General features: G+C 35.0%; 15 protein-coding genes. 9 read left to right on the top strand and 6 right to left on the bottom strand.

Annotated features, from left to right (window positions below; all coding sequences use genetic code 11):
• Positions 1-9: 9 nt before the first annotated feature.
• The 5 genes from BC781_RS14915 to BC781_RS14935 all read left to right on the top strand — a co-directional run bounded on the left by BC781_RS14915 (position 10) and on the right by BC781_RS14935 (position 7,891).
• Positions 10-237, top strand: a complete 228-nt coding sequence (locus tag BC781_RS14915) for a FeoA family protein (protein ID WP_245935622.1) — start codon at positions 10-12, stop codon at positions 235-237.
• Between the two features lie 20 nt (positions 238-257).
• Positions 258-2,393 (top strand): ferrous iron transport protein B, encoded by a 2,136-nt coding sequence (gene feoB, locus BC781_RS14920; protein WP_109619137.1) that lies wholly within the window; start codon positions 258-260, stop codon positions 2,391-2,393.
• A gap of 120 nt (positions 2,394-2,513) precedes the next feature.
• Positions 2,514-3,752 (top strand): lipase family protein, encoded by a 1,239-nt coding sequence (locus BC781_RS14925; RefSeq protein WP_109619139.1) that lies wholly within the window; start codon positions 2,514-2,516, stop codon positions 3,750-3,752.
• A 532-nt stretch (positions 3,753-4,284) separates the two neighbouring features.
• A complete protein-coding gene (locus tag BC781_RS14930; protein WP_109619141.1) occupies positions 4,285-7,209 on the top strand; it encodes an FAD-binding and (Fe-S)-binding domain-containing protein in 2,925 nt (974 codons plus the stop codon).
• 91 nt (positions 7,210-7,300) lie between these two features.
• A complete protein-coding gene (locus BC781_RS14935; protein ID WP_109619143.1) occupies positions 7,301-7,891 on the top strand; it encodes an acyl carrier protein phosphodiesterase in 591 nt (196 codons plus the stop codon).
• A gap of 50 nt (positions 7,892-7,941) precedes the next feature.
• On the opposite strand, the gene BC781_RS14940 is transcribed toward BC781_RS14935, so the two are convergent.
• Complete coding sequence (locus BC781_RS14940; protein WP_109619145.1) at positions 7,942-8,757, bottom strand: DUF1338 domain-containing protein; 816 nt, start codon at positions 8,755-8,757, stop codon at positions 7,942-7,944.
• Between the two features lie 397 nt (positions 8,758-9,154).
• Here BC781_RS14940 and BC781_RS14945 point away from each other — a divergent pair, with 397 nt between their 5' ends.
• A complete protein-coding gene (locus tag BC781_RS14945; RefSeq protein ID WP_109619147.1) occupies positions 9,155-9,613 on the top strand; it encodes an Lrp/AsnC family transcriptional regulator in 459 nt (152 codons plus the stop codon).
• 33 nt (positions 9,614-9,646) lie between these two features.
• On the opposite strand, the gene BC781_RS14950 is transcribed toward BC781_RS14945, so the two are convergent.
• Positions 9,647-9,964, bottom strand: coding sequence for a rhodanese-like domain-containing protein (locus BC781_RS14950; protein ID WP_109619150.1), 318 nt, complete (start codon positions 9,962-9,964; stop codon positions 9,647-9,649).
• Between the two features lie 83 nt (positions 9,965-10,047).
• On the opposite strand from BC781_RS14950, the gene BC781_RS14955 reads away from it, so the two are divergent.
• Together BC781_RS14955 and BC781_RS14960 are read left to right on the top strand one after the other, a co-directional pair.
• Complete coding sequence (locus BC781_RS14955) at positions 10,048-10,476, top strand: OsmC family protein (RefSeq protein WP_109619152.1); 429 nt, start codon at positions 10,048-10,050, stop codon at positions 10,474-10,476.
• Between the two features lie 117 nt (positions 10,477-10,593).
• Positions 10,594-11,823 carry a dipeptidase gene (locus BC781_RS14960; RefSeq protein WP_109619154.1) on the top strand — a complete coding sequence of 410 codons (1,230 nt, stop codon included), beginning with the start codon at positions 10,594-10,596 and terminating at the stop codon, positions 11,821-11,823.
• Positions 11,824-11,860: 37 nt separating this feature from the next.
• Here the strand turns inward: BC781_RS14960 and BC781_RS14965 are convergent, their stop codons facing one another.
• From BC781_RS14965 to BC781_RS14980, 4 genes are all read right to left on the bottom strand, one after another.
• Positions 11,861-12,301 (bottom strand): GNAT family N-acetyltransferase, encoded by a 441-nt coding sequence (locus tag BC781_RS14965; RefSeq protein WP_109619156.1) that lies wholly within the window; start codon positions 12,299-12,301, stop codon positions 11,861-11,863.
• A gap of 116 nt (positions 12,302-12,417) precedes the next feature.
• Complete coding sequence (gene nrdG / locus BC781_RS14970) at positions 12,418-12,933, bottom strand: anaerobic ribonucleoside-triphosphate reductase activating protein (RefSeq protein ID WP_109619158.1); 516 nt, start codon at positions 12,931-12,933, stop codon at positions 12,418-12,420.
• A gap of 102 nt (positions 12,934-13,035) precedes the next feature.
• Entirely contained in the window at positions 13,036-15,228 is a 2,193-nt protein-coding gene (locus BC781_RS14975; protein ID WP_109619160.1) for an anaerobic ribonucleoside triphosphate reductase, read from the bottom strand.
• A gap of 264 nt (positions 15,229-15,492) precedes the next feature.
• Positions 15,493-17,940: a TonB-dependent receptor gene (locus BC781_RS14980; protein WP_109619162.1), complete on the bottom strand. Its 2,448-nt coding sequence runs from the start codon at positions 17,938-17,940 to the stop codon at positions 15,493-15,495.
• Positions 17,941-18,115: 175 nt separating this feature from the next.
• Here BC781_RS14980 and BC781_RS14985 point away from each other — a divergent pair, with 175 nt between their 5' ends.
• The gene (locus BC781_RS14985) at positions 18,116-18,631 is read left to right on the top strand and encodes a DUF2480 family protein (RefSeq protein ID WP_109619164.1); all 516 of its coding nucleotides are present in this window, start codon (positions 18,116-18,118) and stop codon (positions 18,629-18,631) included.
• The last annotated feature ends 32 nt before the right edge of the window (positions 18,632-18,663 follow it).

Genomic DNA, 18,663 nt, shown 5'->3' on the forward strand with positions numbered 1-18,663 from the left:
AATAGGATTATGGGAAATATAAAATCAGCCGTAGACTTAGCCTTTGGAGAAACTGCTAACATTCAAAGTTTTAAAGATGAGGCTTTAGCTAGTAAAATGCTAGAAATTGGATGTCTTCCGGGTAGTGAAGTAACTATCGTACGTAGAGCACCTTTTGGTGGTGCATATTATATGAAAATTGCAGGTTTAAGCTTTGCATTTCGAGAAGAGGAGTTGAAAAATATTATTGTAGACTAAGCGATTTCAAAAAAATAATAATGGAGACTACGCAGAGAGGAAAAAGGGTAGCCCTTCTAGGTAATCCTAATGTGGGGAAATCATCTATTTTTAACCAACTAACTGGACTAAGACAAAAAGTAGGAAACTTTCCGGGGGTAACTGTAGATAAAAAAACAGGTACTTCAATTTTGCCTTCAGGTCAAAAAATTGAAATAGTAGATTTTCCGGGTACTTACAGTTTATATCCGACATCTTTAGATGAAAGAGTTGTTCTGAATGTACTCTCTAACCCCAACAATCAAGATTATCCCGATGCAGTAGTTTACGTTGCAGATGTCACAAGCCTAGAACGACATTTACTCTTATTGACCCAACTCAGAGATTTAAATTTACCTGTTGTTTTAGTTATCAATATGATTGATTTGGCTAAAGAACAGGGTATTACTGTCGATATCCCATATCTGAAAAAGAAGTTAGGGGTAGAGATCGTTTGTACAGACGCTAGAGAAGGTACAGGTATCTTAGATTTGAAAACTACTATTGAAAACCTTCTTCAAGAGTTAGCTGTAACTACAAAAGATGATAATACTTTTGTTAGCCATTATCCGTCATTAAAAAATAAGGCACAAGAGCAAATTCAAGCTAGATTAGGGATAAAAAATGCCTATTTAGCTCAATTGACTGCTCACCATTATAAAAACCTACCTCACCTTTCTAAAAGTGATGTTCAACTTGTTGATGAAATCTGTCAAGAAGCTTCATTTCCTCGTATTAAATACCAGATAGATGAAACGATGGCTCGTTACGATGAATTTCAGCCAATCGTTAAAAATGCAATTAAAGAAGAACCTAATCCGAATATTTCTTTCTCAGATCGTTTAGATCAGATTCTTACACATCCAATTTTAGGAACTGGAATATTTTTCTTATTCCTATTCTTGATGTTCCAAGCAATCTTTTCTTGGGCAAGCTACCCTATGGATCTAATTGAAGAAGGTTTTGCCAGTCTTACGGTCTTCACTAAAAATACGCTTCCTTCAGGCCTTTTAAATGATCTTATCACTGATGGACTTCTAGCAGGTTTGGGTGGTGTACTTGTCTTTATTCCTCAGATTGCTATCCTATTTTTCTTCATTAGTATTATGGAAGAAGTAGGATATATGGCAAGAGCAGTTTATTTGTCCGATAGACTGATGCAAAAGTTTGGACTGAATGGTAGAAGTTTGATTGCTTTACTTTCAGGAGGGGCTTGTGCAATTCCTGCAATCATGTCTACCCGTACAATCAGTAACTGGAAAGAGCGTTTAATCACAATTATGGTAACGCCACTTATCAGTTGTTCTGCTCGTATCCCTGTTTATACTTTATTAGTTGCTTTTGTAGTTCCTGCTACTTCTAAGATTTGGATTTTCAATACACAAGGAATTGTAATTATGGGGCTTTACCTTCTTGGGGTTGTTGCTGCATTAGGTTCTGCTTGGGTACTAAAGAAAATTATTAAAACTCAAGAATCTGCTTATTTGATGCTTGAAATGCCTGATTACAAAGTTCCCTATTGGAAAAATATTGTATTTGTGGTTTATGAAAAAGTAAAAGCATTTGCACTTGAGGCAGGGCAAATTATCATTGTGATATCAATTGTACTTTGGGCTTTAGCATCCTATGGTCCCGAAGGTAAATTCGAGCAAGCCGAATCACAAGCAATTGAATTGGCTGAACAACATCATTTAGATGAGCAAGCCACTCAAGACCTTATCAGTTCTAAGAAACTTGAAGTGTCTTATGCAGGTATTTTAGGGAAAGTGATTGAGCCTACAATTCGCCCTTTAGGATTTGATTGGAAGATTGGTATTTCTCTGATTTCATCATTTGCAGCAAGAGAGGTATTTGTTGGTACGATGGCTACAATTTATAGTGTAGGAAGTGCTGGAGATGATGAACGAACCGTTTTTGATAAAATGGCGAAAGATGTCAATCCTATTACAGGAGAAAAAGTATATTCAAGGGCAAGCTCAATGGCTCTACTTATATTCTATGTTTTTGCAATGCAATGTATGGCTACATTGGCTGTAGTGAAAAGAGAAACTAAGAGTTGGAAATGGCCAATTGTACAAACACTTTACATGTTTGTATTGGCATATGGAGGTGCTTTTATCGCTTATAATATTTTTTAGTTCTACTTGAACTATTATTGTGTGACTTTTGGAAAAGTATTTGTTAGATTAGCATAAGTAGTAAAGCCTTTAACGGTAAATACTACTTATGCTTTTTTTATTTTATCAATAACTATTTATATGAATACTCACTATAGAAAGCTCACCAGCTATTTACTACTATTCTTTTTTCTAGGAGTTTTTTCTTCATGTGAAGATTTACTCAATAATGATGAAGAACAAGAACAACCATCCTCAAATGTATACCTTGTTGACAAAAGTTTGAAACTAGAACATACAGAGGAAACACTTAAAGCTCTAGTTCAACTAGGATATGGCCCTGATGTGGCAAATTATTTCACAAAAGGGATTAAAGCGTATGTGATTACCTACCGATCAATTTATGAAGGAAATGAAGTAGAATTATCTGGAGTTTTATCTGTTCCAGATGATGCGATGACTAATGCTTATCCATTGCTATTGGCTCAAAGAGGGACGATCACAAGAGATGTAGATGCTCCATCTTTAAGTGGAATTCCTGTATATGAACTTTTTGCTGGGGCAGAGTATATCACTTTTACTCCTGACTTAATCGGATTTGGTGCTTCAGCAGATTTAGATCATCCATACTTTGACTATAGATATACAGCTACCGCATCTATTGATATGTATAGAGCTGTTTTGGAAGCGTTGGAAGAATTAGAAGTTCAAAAAACTGATGAATTCTATATTACAGGATATTCTCAAGGAGGGTATTCAGCTCTAGCAACGCATAAATATATTCAAGAAAATGAATCTGATATCATTGTAACAGCTAATGCTCCTGGAGCTGGTGGTTATGATTTGAAGACGCTAATTGCAAATATTGTAGCAGAGGATACTTATCCTTCACCAGTATTGCTTACTATGCCGATCCTTACCTATAACAATTTGTATGTTAAAGGAGAATTGACAGATTATTTTAATCCTACGTATGCATCTAAATTACCAGAGTTATTAAATGGTACAGCAAATGTAGATGGTATAAACCTTCAATTAACTCAAAACTTAGCTGATTTATTCAATACAGATTTCTTGGCTAATTTGAGAAGTGATGAAGGGACAACTGTTTTAGATCAATATTTTGAAGCAAATAGCGTTCATGATTGGACTCCAACAGCCCCAATTACTTTCTATCATCATACTCAAGATGAAATCATCGCTGTAGAAAGTACAGAGGCTACTGTAGCTAGTATGTCAGATGGAGGTGCTACTGTGAATTATATAGAATTAGATCAGTTCACTCCAGCAATAGAAGAAGGTAAAAGTGTACATGGAGAGGCTGCAATTTATAGCTTTGTACAAAGTTTACTATTGTTGAGAACAATTGAAGCTAATTAAGAAATAAGCTTTAGTTATAAATTTATTGATGAATCATTCTGAGTTTAATCTTAGGGTGATTCATTTTTTTATACCTAAAAATGGGAGTTCTATCCTTATTTTCCTTTTTGTGGTATCACTGAAATCTATGATGAATCTAAATTCAGAATACCCGAAATTGCAGATATAAAAAATCCCTTAAGGCTAAAATGCCAAAAGGGAGTGTGGACAATTCACTAATCTTTATATAATAAAGTTCTCTCGAATCCTAATAGAGTATTTAACAGCAACAACACATCTGACGGCAATCGTTAGGTTGTAAGGTGGACTATGAAGAGAGAGCAGTGATTTTTCCATTGTATATAGATGAGAAATAATATATTGAAATTAATCATCTTATATTACAATTTAATTAGAAAATTATGAAAACCAACAATTATATTTGTATATCTTAAAAAATATGTAAGCTATCAGATTATTGGGTATAGATTTGTACCTCAATAGCTTATCGATTTTCTAGATGTGAAATTGATTCTTTCAATACTTGACTGACATGGAGAAGAAACTGAGACAATTGGCTAACGAATTGACGGGTGAGTTATTTTTTAACGAAACAATGAGGAGACTTTATGCTACTGACGCCTCTGCATATAGAGAGATGCCTTTAGCTGTAGCTATCCCAAAAAACGAATCCGATATACAACAACTGATTACTTTTGCGAATAAAAATAATACGTCACTTATTCCTCGAACAGCGGGTACATCTTTGGCTGGACAAGTTGTAGGAGATGGAATTGTTGTTGATGTTTCTAAACATTTTACCCAAATATTAGAAGTTAATAAGGAAGAATCATGGGTTCGTTTACAGCCTGGTGTTGTTAGGGATGAACTTAATATGCACCTAAAAGATTTCGGCTTATTCTTTGGACCAGAAACTTCTACGGCTAACCGAGCTATGATTGGTGGTATGGTTGGTAACAACTCTTGTGGTTCGAACTCAGTAATCTATGGTGCTACAAGAGATCATGTACTTTCTTTGAAAGGGTATCTTTCTGATGGTAGTCCTGTTGAGTTTAAAGATATTAGTCTAGAAGAATTCGATCAAAAGCGAACACAAGAAGATTTAGAAGGTCAGATTTATAAATCTGCGTACGATATTCTCTCAGATACTGAAAATAAAGAGGAAATTGTTTCAAAATATCCAAAGCCATCTATTCCTCGTCGTAATACAGGTTATGCTCTAGATATGCTTTTGCACATGGAGCCTTTTACTGAAGGTGGTAAATCTTTTAATTTCTCAGAGTTGGTATCAGGTTCTGAAGGAACACTGATGTTTATTACTGAAATTAAGCTTCATGTAGATCAAACTCCTCCAAAATATAAAGGTCTGATCTGTGGACATTTCAACACCATAGATGAATCATTAAAGGCTAACTTAATTTCTTTAAAATATAATCCTTCTGCCGTAGAGTTGATGGATCATTATATTTTGGATTGTACTAAAGAGAATATAGGGCAAAGAGAAAATAGGTTCTTTGTTGAAGGTGAACCGGGAGCAATCCTTGTAATTGAGCTTTCTAGACATTCAGAAGAAGAATTGGATGCAGATTGTGCAAAGCTGATTGCTGAAATGAAAGAAGCGGGCTATGGCTATCATTATCCAATAGTTAAAGGGGATGATATCAAAAAGGTTTGGACGCTCAGAAAAGCAGGATTAGGCTTGCTATCAAATATTCCTGGAGATGCTAAACCTGTTGCTGTAATTGAGGATACCGCTGTAGATGTAGAAGATTTACCTGCTTACATTGCAGAGTTTAATGAGAAGCTAAAAGAACGAAATCTTTTCTGTGTACACTATGCTCATGCTGGTTCTGGAGAATTGCACCTTCGTCCAATTATAAATCTAAAAACAGAGGAAGGAAATCAGCTATTCAAGCAAGTCGCTACAGATATTGCAGAATTGGTCAAGAAATACAAAGGTTCTTTGAGTGGTGAACATGGGGATGGTCGATTGAGAGGAGAGTTTATCCCTTTCATGATTGGCGACAAAAACTATAAACTACTTGAGGATGTAAAGAAAGCATGGGATCCTAAAAATATCTTCAATCCAAATAAGATTGTGAAGACCCCTGCAATGAACTCTTCATTGAGGTACATGCCAGATTATCAAACGCCAGATTATGAGACGGCTTTTGATTTTAGCAAAAATGAAGGACTTCTAAGATCGGCAGAACTTTGTAATGGCTCAGGAGACTGCCGTAAGACAGAGCTGTCGGGAGGAACAATGTGTCCGAGTTACATGGCTAGCAAAAACGAGAAAGAAACTACTCGTGCTAGAGCAAATATTCTAAGAGAATTCCTTTCAAATACTGAAATCAGTAATCCATTTGAAAGAGAGGAAGTATTGGAAGTATTAGACCTTTGTTTGTCATGTAAGGGTTGTAAGGCAGAATGTCCTTCAAATGTCGATATGGCAAAAATGAAGGCTGAGTATATCCACCAATATTATAAGTCAAAAGGGAAAATTCCTAGCAGAACAAAAATGATTGCCAACTTCAGTAGAATGAGTACTTTGGCAACGATGTTCCCTCGTTTAAGTAACTTATTTATTTCTGCACCAATTACTGGAGATATCTTTAAGTCTGTTTCAGGTTTTGCTCCAAAAAGATCGGTTCCTAAATACTACAAAACAACTTTATTGAAGTGGTACTTGAAACACTCAAAAGCTGTTCAAGAGACAAAGGCTGACAAGAAGGTTTATCTATTCAATGATGAGTTTACGAACTTCAATGATACAACAATTGGTATTAAAGGTTTTGAACTATTAGAAAGATTGGGGTATGAAGTAGTGATTCCAAAACATATCGAAAGTGGAAGAACGTACTTGTCAAAAGGTCTTTTAGATGAAGCGAAAGATATAGCTGTCAGAAATATCGAACTTCTCAAAAACTTGATTTCAGAAGAAACACCTCTTGTTGGTATTGAACCATCAGCAATTTTGACTTTCAGAGATGAGTACAAAGATTTGTGCCATGATTATCAGAAAGAACAAGCAGAGGAATTGGCTAAACATACCTTCACTTTTGAAGAATTTATTGCGAGAGAAGTAAAAGCAGGTCGAATCACTAAAGATCAGTTTACGAAGGAAGAGAAGTTGATGAAGTTACATGGCCACTGTCACCAAAAAGCATTGTCATCTCTAACGCCTTCTAAAATTATGCTTGAGCTTCCAGAAAATTATAAAGTTCACATGATTCCTTCAGGCTGTTGTGGTATGGCAGGGTCTTTTGGATATGAAAAAGAACACTATGATATTTCAATGGAAATCGGTGAATTGGTTCTTTTCCCTACGGTAAGAAAACAACCAAAAGAAGTCGAAATTGTAGCTGCAGGTACAAGCTGTAGACACCAGATTAAAGATGGTACAGACCGTGTAGCACTTCATCCAATTGAGGTATTACATGCAGCTTTGGTGTAAGTTTTAAGACCTTGAGCTAAACATTATTAAGTAGTCATATTGATGTGTTGTAAATCAATATGACTACTTTTGTTTTTATAAAGATCTAAATATGAATTTTTTAGCACATATATACCTCTCGGGAGAGAATAGAGAATTGATGGTAGGTAATTTTATAGGTGACTTTGTGAAAGGGAAAAACTACTTGAATTACGAAGGTGACTTTCAGAAAGGAATAATCTTACACCGTCAGATAGATTCTTATACCGATAGTCATCCTCTTTTTAAAGAAGCTTGTCAAGTAATTCGTACTGAAGCAAAAAGATATGCTCCTGTAGCTATGGATGTGTTTTTTGATCACTTTCTTGCAAAAAATTGGTCAAACTATCATTCAGATACTTTATTAAAATTCTCACATTCTGTATTTGATAATTTTCAGTTTTATCAAAATCAAATGCCCGAACGTGTACAAGCTTTTTTACCTTTCATGATTCAAGATAATTGGCTGATCAGATATGCTGAATTCGATGGAATTGACCGAAGTTTAAAAGGTATAAATAGAAGGACAGGTGGAAAGGCAGGATTAGATAATGGAGTGCTTTGGCTAGATAAATACTATTCTGAGTTAGAAGAACTGTTTTTCAATTTCTTTAAAGAATTAGAAAGCTTTGTGATTTCTTTCCTAAATGAAGAGAAAAAATAAAGAGAGACGCTTTTCAGAGTCTCTCTTTCATTATGTGTTTTACAGTCTAATTATTTAGCAGCTTGTTTCACATCAGTACTTTCAAAGATTTTATCTGCAGAAGAAGCAATAAATCCATGATACAATTCGCCATCTGCTTGAGGATATCTTCTAGCAAACTCATAATAACAAGATGGGATATCGTAAGTCCCTTCTTGAAATTCAACTGAATACTTATCAGCCAAAGTGCTAGACTGCTCTAGGAGTTGTGCTGGAGTTCCTTTAATTTCTCCACCAGAAGTATTCATGGCATAGCCGTTGTCTTTCAAGAGTTGGTTCACAGACTCAAGCGTTTCGAAGTTCTGTAGTGCATTTACATTTACTGTAAAGTGGTTAATACAAAAACCATAAACATATACCCAAGCAGCATACTCTGACTCTTCTAATAAAGCCGCATAAGTAGCATGAGAAGGTGTACCCCAAACTCTACCCTGCAATACTAACTGCTCAGTGTTAAGTTGATTAAAATCTATAGCTGAAACAACATTTTTGATTGTTTCTTGTGCTTTAGAGGATAGCTCTTCAACACACAATTCACTGATAAATACTTTAGGTGCATTTCTATCAGTTTTGTGTTCAAAGTGAACTGCTTTTAGTTTCTTTTTTTCAAATCTATATTCTCCCTTAGCTTCGTAACCAACTGCTAAGAACGGACGAGACATTGCTTCAACACCAATTTCTGGGTGATTGTATGTTCTTATAGCAATATGATCGTTCAAGATTTCAGACTCACCTTTACTTTGGAAAAGCTCGTGAATCAGTTTTGCTGAAGGAGTACGTTTTGTGTACTCATTCCATAGCGTGTCAAAAAATTGTGCGTGTTCCATGTGTGTTAAGTTGTTAAGCAATAGTTTAAAATAAAGATAGTAATGAAATAACACATTTTCAGAAGAATTCAGACTAAGCCCTATCAAATTCACTGTATTCGGTTAGGTCTCAGAATAAAATAGGGATGAACTCTCTTTAAATGAAAAAACTCTGACCATTGGCCAGAGCATTTATCTATAGTGTGTGTCTAATTAACGTTGTGTGGTTAATTGGGTAAGGAATATATTTAATTCAGATCTAATCCTTTTTTCATCATTTCATTAACATTTGACACAATATTAAGTAAACTGTTCAAATTCCTCTTTTAATCTTTAGGTTATTTCTCTAGATAATGTAATTTTGTGTTAGATTAACACTTTTTGAACTTTATAAATGTCATTGTAACACTTAACTAAGGTGAAAGGTAGCTATAAAATAGACAGTATTGACAAACTAATACTTCAAGAACTCTTAAAAAACGCTCGAAAATCGTATTCACAAATTGCTAAAGATTTAAAAATTTCAAATTCATTAGTGCATCAGCGGATAGGGAAGCTAAAGGATAGTGGAATTATCACATCTTCTTCTGTTGGAATTAATCCTGCTTTGATTGGAAAAGAATCTTGTGCTTATATCCGTTTGGCTGTAGAAGGTCAGTATTTAAATTTAGTTGTTGAAAAACTAAAAAAATTGACAGAAGTAGTGGAATGTAGTTTTGTGAGTGGTGAGTTTACGTTGCAATTAAAAGTATATGCAGAAAATAATATTCGAATGAGGCATTTAATTCATCATCATTTTTCAAATCTAAAAGGCTTGAAGAATATGGATGTTACTATGGCTTTAGAAGATGTTTTTAGTAGAACTGTTGATATTTAAAAAAAAGACCAGCTCAATAGCTGGTCTTTATTATTATTGATTGATGATTGAATCGTCAATCTCTTCGATATAAGCTAAAATACCTCCCGTTAAGTTGTGAAGGTTCTCATACCCAAATTTTTGTTCCAATACCATTATTGCGTTAGCGCTTCTTTTTCCACTTCTACAGTGTACAACAACTTGCTTTTCTTTATCAATTTTATCTACGTTGTCCAATAGTGTAGCTAGTGGGATTAACTCTCCTCCAAGGTTCGCTTGATCGAACTCATATGGTTCACGAACATCTATCAGCTGAAAGTCAGCTCCTTCATCTTTAAGTTTTTTTAGCTCTTGTACAGAAATCTCTTTCATTTTTATAGATTTTAATATGATCTTTGGGAGTTAAGTACAAATATTAAACAAATAATAAGAGTTACAAAATTAAGGACAGTTTTATGGAAGTAACAGTAGACTTAAATCGCCTAAACGAAGGGATCCATTTTGAGGGTGTTTCTGCAGAAGGACATAAGGTAGAAATTGATGGAAAACCAGGCTCAGAACTAGGTGCAGGAAACGGAATGTCTCCTATGCAATTGGTGCTAGCTGCCGTAGGTGGTTGTAGTGTGTTCGATGTAGTTGGTATCCTAAAAAAGCAAAGACAAGACGTAAAAGATATCAAAGTATCTGTAACGGGAGATCGTGATCCTAATACAGCTCCTTCACCTTATAAGTCAATTCATATTGCATTTAAAATCTATGGTGAAGTAGATTTGAAAAAAGCTCAAAAGGCTTGTGAGTTAGGAGTTGATAAATACTGTTCAGTAGGTGAGATGTTAAAATCATCTGTAGAAATTACACACAGTGTAGAGGTTCTTCCTGCCTAATACGATTCGGTTAAGCAATTACGTTATCCACTAATATTGGACATCTAATTAAAATATTAGTATCTTCAAGGAGATCAGTACAATACTGATCTCTTTTTTTATTTATCAATTCTAACTATGCGAATATTTTTTTCCGTATTACTAACTCTTATTATTTGCTTAACAAATCTTGTAAATGCTCAACCATCTTTAAAAAAGAAGGCAAGCAAACTAGCTCAAGAGAACATCATTGTAGATGGGCATGTAGATTTACCGTACCGTTTGACAGTTAAAGGTTTTAGAATTCACAAGGAATTCTTAGATGTAGCAAAAAAGACAAAAGAAGGTCATTTTGATTTTTATAGAGCAAAAAAAGGAGGTTTGAATGCTCCTTTTATGAGTATCTATATTCCTGCTCGATTTCAAGAGACAGAAGGAAGGTCTAAGGCATTTGCTGATTCTTTAATTGATTATGTAAATCAGATCACAGAGATTCATCAAGAACAATTTGAAATTGCAACAAGCCCTTCAGAGGTTAATGAAATAATTGCTAAAGGTAAAATAGCTTTACCAATGGGAATGGAAAACGGGTCTCCAATTGAAACAGATTTAAAAAATATCCAGTATTTCCATAAAAGAGGAGTGAGGTATGTAACGCTTACGCATTCTAAAGTAAATCAGATTTGTGATTCTTCATATGACACTCTACGTACATGGGGAGGATTATCTCCGTTTGGTTACAAGGCTGTAGAAGAAATGAATCGAGTAGGAATGATGGTCGATATTTCTCATGTTTCTGATAGCACTTTTTACCAAGTACTAAGAGTTACAAAGGCCCCAGTTATAGCATCGCATTCTTCGGCAAGAAAATTCACACCTGGTTTTGAAAGAAACATGTCTGACGAGATGATCAAATTGATTCCCGAAAATGAAGGTGTGATAATGGTGAATTTTGGTTCTTATTTTGTTGATATTGAATCACAACAAGGATTTGATAAAGCAGAAGAAGAAGTCTCTAAAATATTAGAGGAGAAAGGCTTGAAATCATCTGATAGGAAAGCAAAAAAGATTTGGGCAAAATATGAGAAAGAACATCCTTTTGCTTCAGATGTGCAAAGAGTAGCAGATCACATAGATCATATAGTGAAGTTGGCAGGGATTGATTATGTTGGTTTCGGTTCTGATTATGATGGTGTGGGTAGTTTACCAAGAAACCTAAAGGATGTATCGAACTATCCTAATCTGATTGAGGAACTCTTGAAAAGAGGGTATTCCGATGAAGATATCGCAAAGCTGTGTTATAAAAATATTTATCGGGTTTGGAATAAAGTAGAGGAAGTCGCGAAGGAATTGCAAACAAATATCTAAAAGAATAGCCCCATAAGACTTTTATGGGGCTATTTTTTTAATTTAAACTGATTTTCATTTGGTACAGATCATAGTTTTCAGCCCAAAAGTCTTTTACCACTTTTTCTAGTTCGAAACCCATTTTCTCATAGAATGGATAAACGATTTGGGATGTTCTTACAATTATTTTTTGAATATCTTTATTTTCTCTAATGATAGAAAGTCTATTCTCTGTAAGCTTTTTACCAATTCCTTTTCCATGAAATTCGGGATGGATAATATCCCAAGAAATTCTCGCGATTCCTCCTTCCAGAAAGTAATTGATACCGCCACATCCTATGATTTGATTATTAGTCTCGTAAATAAAGTAATCTTCTATTTCGTGCTCAAGATAATCTTCAAAATCAACTTCCTCAGAACTATCAAAATACTTTGGGCTATTTAATCTGAATAATTTTAATAGCTCATTTTTATCTTTTGGGGTATATTTTCTAATCATGTCTTTGGGGTGAATTGTTTTTGTAAGGGCGAAAAAACTAATTTGTCAAGAATAAAAAAAGTCTCATCATTCATTATTGATGATGAGATTTCTCATATTTTTTCGATTTATGCCAACTATTGATTCTCATAACCAGAACGAATGACAGCCTCGTTTTTTTCCAATGATGGTTTTACATCAATTACTCGTTGGTTTGAACTTCCTCTGAATTTTAAGGTTAAATCTTTTTGGCGAAGTACAAAAGGACCATCAATTAACACATCTAATTCTTGAGCGAGAGCTTTTCGATCTTCATCCCAAAGAAGTCTTTCCCAAGTATATCCGGAGTAAGACCAAATAGTGTGAGATGGAAATCTTTCCTTATACTTTCTGACAAACTTCAATACCTCTTTCGGATCATAGAAAGGGTCTCCACCACATAAGGTAATTCCATCGAGTAGAATATTATCTTCTATTTTCTTTAAAAACTTTTCTTGCAAATCATCATCGAAAGGTTCTCCATAGCATTCATTTCTCATTTCGGGGTTATGACATGCTCGACATCTAAAAGGGCAACCCGAAAAGAAAAAGACGGCTCTGAGTCCTTCTCCTTCATTTATACTTTCCGATATGAAGTTTGCTAAATGTAACATAGGGTTGTTTCCTCATTAAATGATTAGATGGTAAAAAAAGGAAAGTACAGCTGTGGTACTTTCCTTTATTAAATGCTTTTTACAAAGACTTCGTTAGAATGATTATGAATGTTTCACACGATCATTTACTTCTGAATGTTTTCCATCATTGAAGTATTTGTTGTAATCTCCAGTAATGTACCCAGTAACACGTCTAAGGCGTTTGATATAAACATCACCATCTTTGCTTCCACATTTTGGACATTCTTCTCCAATGATGCCTTCATAACCACAGTTTGAGCAGCTATCGATTGGGTGGTTTAAAGCAAAGTAATAAATGCCTTGTGACATTGCGTAGTCTACAATCTTTTCAACTGCTTTGGTGTTATTTCTAGCATTTCCATCCAATTCTACATAAGTGATAGAACCACCTGTACATATTTTATGGAAAGGAGCTTCCGTATCAATTTTCTCTTTGATCGAAATATCGTGATACACAGGAACGTGGAAAGAGTTATTCAAATAATCTCTGTCTGTTACTCCCTTAATTATACCATATTGATTTCTTGTTAACTTCAATTGTTTATGGCAAAGTGACTCTGCAGGAGTTGCATAACAACCGAAATTCATATCATGTTCTTCACTAGCTTCTTGAGCAAACTTGTAGATATGGTTCACAACTTTATACCCAAAATCCCACACTTTTTGATCTTGTGCATGATGCTTTCCAAACATAGCGACAAGCATATTTGATAGCCCCAAGAAACCAATGGCTAATGAACCTGATTTTAAGATTTCTCCTACAGTTTCATCATCATTCAGTTCTCTACCTTTCCAAACTTTATTTCTATACATGAATGGAGCAGACTTTGCAAATTGTTTCGCTTGCCATTCATAACGATCTAGTAGGGCTTGAACTGTAATGTCTAGTACATTATCTAAACCTTCCCAGAAACCTTCCAAGTCAGCTTCTTTACGATCGCCTAAAGCTACACCATAGTCAATACCTAATTTTGTGAGGTTAATAGTTACAGGAGAAATATTTCCTCTTCCAGATTTCCCATTCGAACCATGTCTGTTAGATGAAAGTCTAGTACGACACCCCATTGTCGCAGGTTCTTCATCAGGCGTTTGTGGTTCAAATGCTTCTGCATCGCAGTTTACAAAGTTTGGATAAATCCTTTTAGTAGCCGATTCAATCGCTAAAAGCTTCAAATCATAGTTAGGAGTTCCTGCTACATCATTTACTCCTTTTTTGATTTTGAAAACAGAAATAGGGAAAATTGGTGTCGTTTGATCAACACCCACACCTTGAATTCTTGCATGAAGCATTGACTTCATAATCAATCTACCTTCTGGAGAAACATCCGTTCCGTAGTTGATCGAAGTGAACGGAAGCTGGTTTCCTGCTCTACTTTCTAGCGTATTTAAGTTGTGGATTAATGCTTCGGCTGATTGGAAAGTTTCCTCTTCAGTCATATCTAATGCATATTTGTATGCTTTAGGATAATTCGACTGAAGCTCTTCGTTTTCCAATCTGATGATATCTTTATTTATAGCTTCAATCGCGCCTTCTTCAATTCCCCATTTGAAAGCTTCTTTGAAATGTTTTGAGAAAGACATTGCCACGAAAGGAGCCAAATCATAATCAAATTTATTAGATGCAATACCTCCGAATTGCTGATTGGACTGGCATTGGAAAATTACAGCTACTAACTGCATTGCAGCTCTAATTGTCTTAGGAGTTCTTACGGTACCGTTTGTAGTTTCAAATCCTCTCGTAAGGATATCATGAAGGTCAACAAACATACAGTTGTGCATTCCTGTAGAATAGCTATTGAAGTCATGGATATAAATATCATTGTTGTCAAAAGCTTCCAATACAGATTCTCTAAGGAGATTGTTTCTGGCGTATTTGGCAGAAGTTTCATTGGCTATACGAGTGAGTTTTGCTGTGAAAACATACTCATTCATATTCGCATTTTCATTCTCAATATTTTTTAACGTGATAATATCACGCACGCGTTGCATCAATTCTGTATCTCTTGCGCGCTCTTCAGCCCTCATGTGTCTGTAGCCAATATATTGTCTAGCAGTATCATAAAGGCCATAGTTCATTAGTTTGTTTTCAACCATCTTTTCAATTTCGTAGATGGAGGTAAGGTCGTTGGTTTCTGCTTTGATTTCTTTAGCGATTTGTTGTGCTGCTTCTGGTGACTCTTGGTCAGAAGAAACCATAGCTAACTTTATCGCTTTCACGATTTTAGAAGTTAAAAAAGCTACTGTTTGTCCGTTACGTTTTTCTACTTTCTTCATATGGGGTACTCCTCAGTGCAAAGTCTAATAAAGGTGTAAAGTGTCTTTGATGGCGTGTGTCTTGCTTCAAAAAACCTTGCGAAAGTAAGGAATGAAAACGCGAGCAAAAAATGATTTTTCTTAACGAATTGAAAAGAATATTAGCGAGAATGATTATTTATTTTTCCTAGTTAATGAGTTAAAATCATTGTTAATGAAAAAAATGTTTTCCGCCTAAAAAGTATTAAGGCGGAAAACATTTTTTGTGTTGGGAAGTAAAATCTTCTAGTTCAAAAGATTACTGAATTTTACTTCTAAATAAAAAGTTCTAGGAGCGGCTGGCCCATAAACAAAGGCTGCATCTTTTGTTGGTCCCGAATCAAAATTTCTTTGGAATTGGTTGAAGATGTTTTTTACACCACCACCAATCTGCATTCCTAAATCTTTAGAAACTTGTACGTCGTATGCAAGACGAATTCCTAGGTCAAAGAATTGTTCTGTTTTTACTAGTTCTTCAGTTTCGTTATACACTCCTTTATAAAAACCTCCAGCCATATGTGGAACATACATACTTCCTGTATAAACCCCAGAGAGGCTCATCAGAAGATTAGGTTTTGGGTAATAATTCATGCTCAAAGAACCATAATTATTCGGTGTTCTTAAGATTCTATCTGTTGCACTGTCGTCTTCATCACCCCATTGTTCTACACCATTATATTTGGCTGTTTGGAATGTGAAACCTGTTTGTACATTGAACTTTGAAGATGCAGCAAGCTTAGCTTCTACGTTGATTCCTTGTACAAATGCATCATTTTCTGAATTTCTCTTGAGGTAATAATTACCTTCTTCACCTTCCACAAATTCATTTAAGAAGCGGTCTTCAATTTTGGTATGAAAACCTTCCAATAGGAAATAGCTTTGCCATCCGCCTATTTCTGTATCCCAATCCAATGCGAAGTTGTATGAATATGATCTTTCTGTAGTTAAGTCGTCTGCCAAAATTGTACGAACTTGGTCTCCTGCCACAATATCAATGTGCATGTCTTCATTAAAGATTTGCGGAGCTCTAAATCCTGTGGCAAAGCCTACACGAGCTTGTAAATTGTTACCTATATTATATTTCAAGTTCACTCTTGGGTTGAAAGCAGACACTTCAGTAAGTTTGTCTGTTTCTGCTAAGTAATCATTGATCATTACATGGTCTAGTCTAGCACCAAGAAGTAAAGAAAGGCGATCTCCTTTCCACTCATTTTGAGCAAAAACAGCAATTGTTTGTACTAATTGATCTGAAATATGAATGTCATTTACAAATTCATCAGACTCGTAGTCGAAGTAGCCTAGCTTTCTGTCTTTGATGTTGTCATTGATATATTCAACACCTCCAATAAAAAAGGCTGGAGCAAATAAAACGTGTCCTAAATCACGATTAAACTGAGTTCCTACAACGTAGGTGTCACTTGTTGTTTTTCCGTAACCGTCCAACTGCATTTCAGCACCGTAATAACTATCTCTAACCACAGATTGGACAGATGAGTAGAATGATACATTTGATCTTTGATCAGCACTGATCCAATCATAGTTGATTCCTCCTCCAATAATTTGATGTTCTAGTTGCTCAGTGATATCTGTTAAGTGTGGAGCTAGATCAAACTTATTACCACCTCTACGGAATTCATCAGTGATATTGAATTTTGCAGTAACTTTATTTCTGTTGTTTATCTTATGGATGATTTTAGTCCCAATGTTCAAGTTTCTCAATTCAGGGATGTTTGAAAAGTCATCCACGAATTCTTCATCATAATTTGGTATAAATTCATCTTTAGCTACTTCTACTAATGTGTAATATTTATCATTTGGGGTTGCATTCCAAGCTTCTCTTTTTCTATGAGAACCATATAGAATTAGTGAAGTCTTATCATCATTTGATACTACTGACGTATTGAAACTCGTATTCACATCGTAGGCTTCGCCATTAATAGATGCATATTGCGTTCCTACTTCAAAACGATTGAATTTAGGCTCTTTGGTAATTACATTCACTGTTCCTCCGATCGCATTTGCTCCAAAAAGAACGGAACCTCCACCTCTTACAACTTCTACTCGTTCAATCATTGAGACTGGAAGTTGTTCTAGTCCGTATACACCAACGAGACTATTGAAAATTGGTCGGCTATCAATAAGAATTTGGGTATAAGGTCCTTCCAAACCATTCAGACGAAGACTAGTAGAGCCACAATTCGAACAAGTGTTTTCGACTCTAGCACCAGGAACAAAGTTCAACCCGTCAGCAATTACTTTAGATGCACTAACTTCAAAAACTTTGCTTCCAATTACATTTACTACGGCAGGGGTTTCTTTTCTACTTTGTGCTGTTCTGTTCCCTGAAACGACTACACTTTCTAATTCAATAAGATCTTCTTCAAGTTTAAATTTTAAGTCTTGATTTTTTTTGTTGATAGATACTGTTTCTGTCAACTTTCTATAACCGACAGCACTTATTGTAATTTGGTATTCTCCAAAGGGTACATTCTTTAAATAGAAATGTCCTGAATCATCTGAAGTAGTTCCTAGCTGAAGTTCGTTGATATAGACTGTCGCAAATGGAATATGTCCGTTCTTTGAATCGATATGTCCAGTAATAAAGCTTGTTTGGTCTTTAGCGTAGCTAAGTTGAGCTAAAGAAACTAATATTAGTAAAGTCTGTATTAAGAATAGTTTCCCTTTTCCTACCATTAATTTGTTGTTTAAATCGTAATATTTTTCAAATCTAAACTAAATGCGACATTGTTGCAAATAATAAAAGTTTAGGTAAGTCTAAATAAAAATTTCGACTTATAAAAATATTGAAAATTTTATAACAGTTTATTTGTCGTTTAGTTGTGTTAAACAAAAACAGTATTTTTGTAATATGGAAGAACCAATTATTAATAGAGTAGCTAAAAGTCCATTAATTACTTTGGACTTAGAAGATTATTTCCCAGAAGGTGAAAGAGTATTATTTGATTTGAAAGATTTACTTTTTCAAGGAATGATACTACGTGAAAAGGATCTTCGTGATTTTGTAAAGGAACATGATTGGAGTCAATATGAAGGGAAATATGTGGCGATTACTTGTTCTGAGGAAGTAATAGTTCCTACTTGGGCATATATGCTCGTAGCTACCCGCTTGTCAAAATATGCGGCAGACGTGATTCTCGGAGATTTAGCCCAATTGGAAGATACCATTTATACGAAAGCTATAGACGCAATCAATATCAAAGAATTTGATGATAAAATGGTTGTTGTAAAAGGCTGTAGCAAGAAAGATGTTCCAGAGTCTGTTTATGTAGAAATCACAAGAAGACTAAGCCCTGTTGTAAGATCTTTGATGTTTGGAGAAGCTTGTAGTACAGTTCCTTTATTGAAGAAAAAGAAAAAAGCATAGCCCTAAGAATTATATAATGGCAATCTGGAATT

The sequence above is a fragment of the Sediminitomix flava genome (assembly GCF_003149185.1).
Taxonomy (GTDB): Bacteria; Bacteroidota; Bacteroidia; order Cytophagales; family Flammeovirgaceae; genus Sediminitomix; species Sediminitomix flava.

Coding starts and splice junctions, on each gene's coding strand:
- BC781_RS14960 (WP_109619154.1), top strand. CDS start 10,594: ATGCGAATATTTTTTTCCGTATTACTAACTCTTATTATTTGCTTAACA.
- BC781_RS14930 (WP_109619141.1), top strand. CDS start 4,285: ATGGAGAAGAAACTGAGACAATTGGCTAACGAATTGACGGGTGAGTTA.
- nrdG (WP_109619158.1), bottom strand. CDS start 12,933: ATGTTACATTTAGCAAACTTCATATCGGAAAGTATAAATGAAGGAGAA.
- BC781_RS14915 (WP_245935622.1), top strand. CDS start 10: ATGGGAAATATAAAATCAGCCGTAGACTTAGCCTTTGGAGAAACTGCT.
- BC781_RS14980 (WP_109619162.1), bottom strand. CDS start 17,940: ATGGTAGGAAAAGGGAAACTATTCTTAATACAGACTTTACTAATATTA.
- BC781_RS14975 (WP_109619160.1), bottom strand. CDS start 15,228: ATGAAGAAAGTAGAAAAACGTAACGGACAAACAGTAGCTTTTTTAACT.
- BC781_RS14940 (WP_109619145.1), bottom strand. CDS start 8,757: ATGGAACACGCACAATTTTTTGACACGCTATGGAATGAGTACACAAAA.
- BC781_RS14965 (WP_109619156.1), bottom strand. CDS start 12,301: ATGATTAGAAAATATACCCCAAAAGATAAAAATGAGCTATTAAAATTA.
- BC781_RS14935 (WP_109619143.1), top strand. CDS start 7,301: ATGAATTTTTTAGCACATATATACCTCTCGGGAGAGAATAGAGAATTG.
- BC781_RS14950 (WP_109619150.1), bottom strand. CDS start 9,964: ATGAAAGAGATTTCTGTACAAGAGCTAAAAAAACTTAAAGATGAAGGA.
- BC781_RS14985 (WP_109619164.1), top strand. CDS start 18,116: ATGGAAGAACCAATTATTAATAGAGTAGCTAAAAGTCCATTAATTACT.
- BC781_RS14925 (WP_109619139.1), top strand. CDS start 2,514: ATGAATACTCACTATAGAAAGCTCACCAGCTATTTACTACTATTCTTT.
- BC781_RS14955 (WP_109619152.1), top strand. CDS start 10,048: ATGGAAGTAACAGTAGACTTAAATCGCCTAAACGAAGGGATCCATTTT.
- feoB (WP_109619137.1), top strand. CDS start 258: ATGGAGACTACGCAGAGAGGAAAAAGGGTAGCCCTTCTAGGTAATCCT.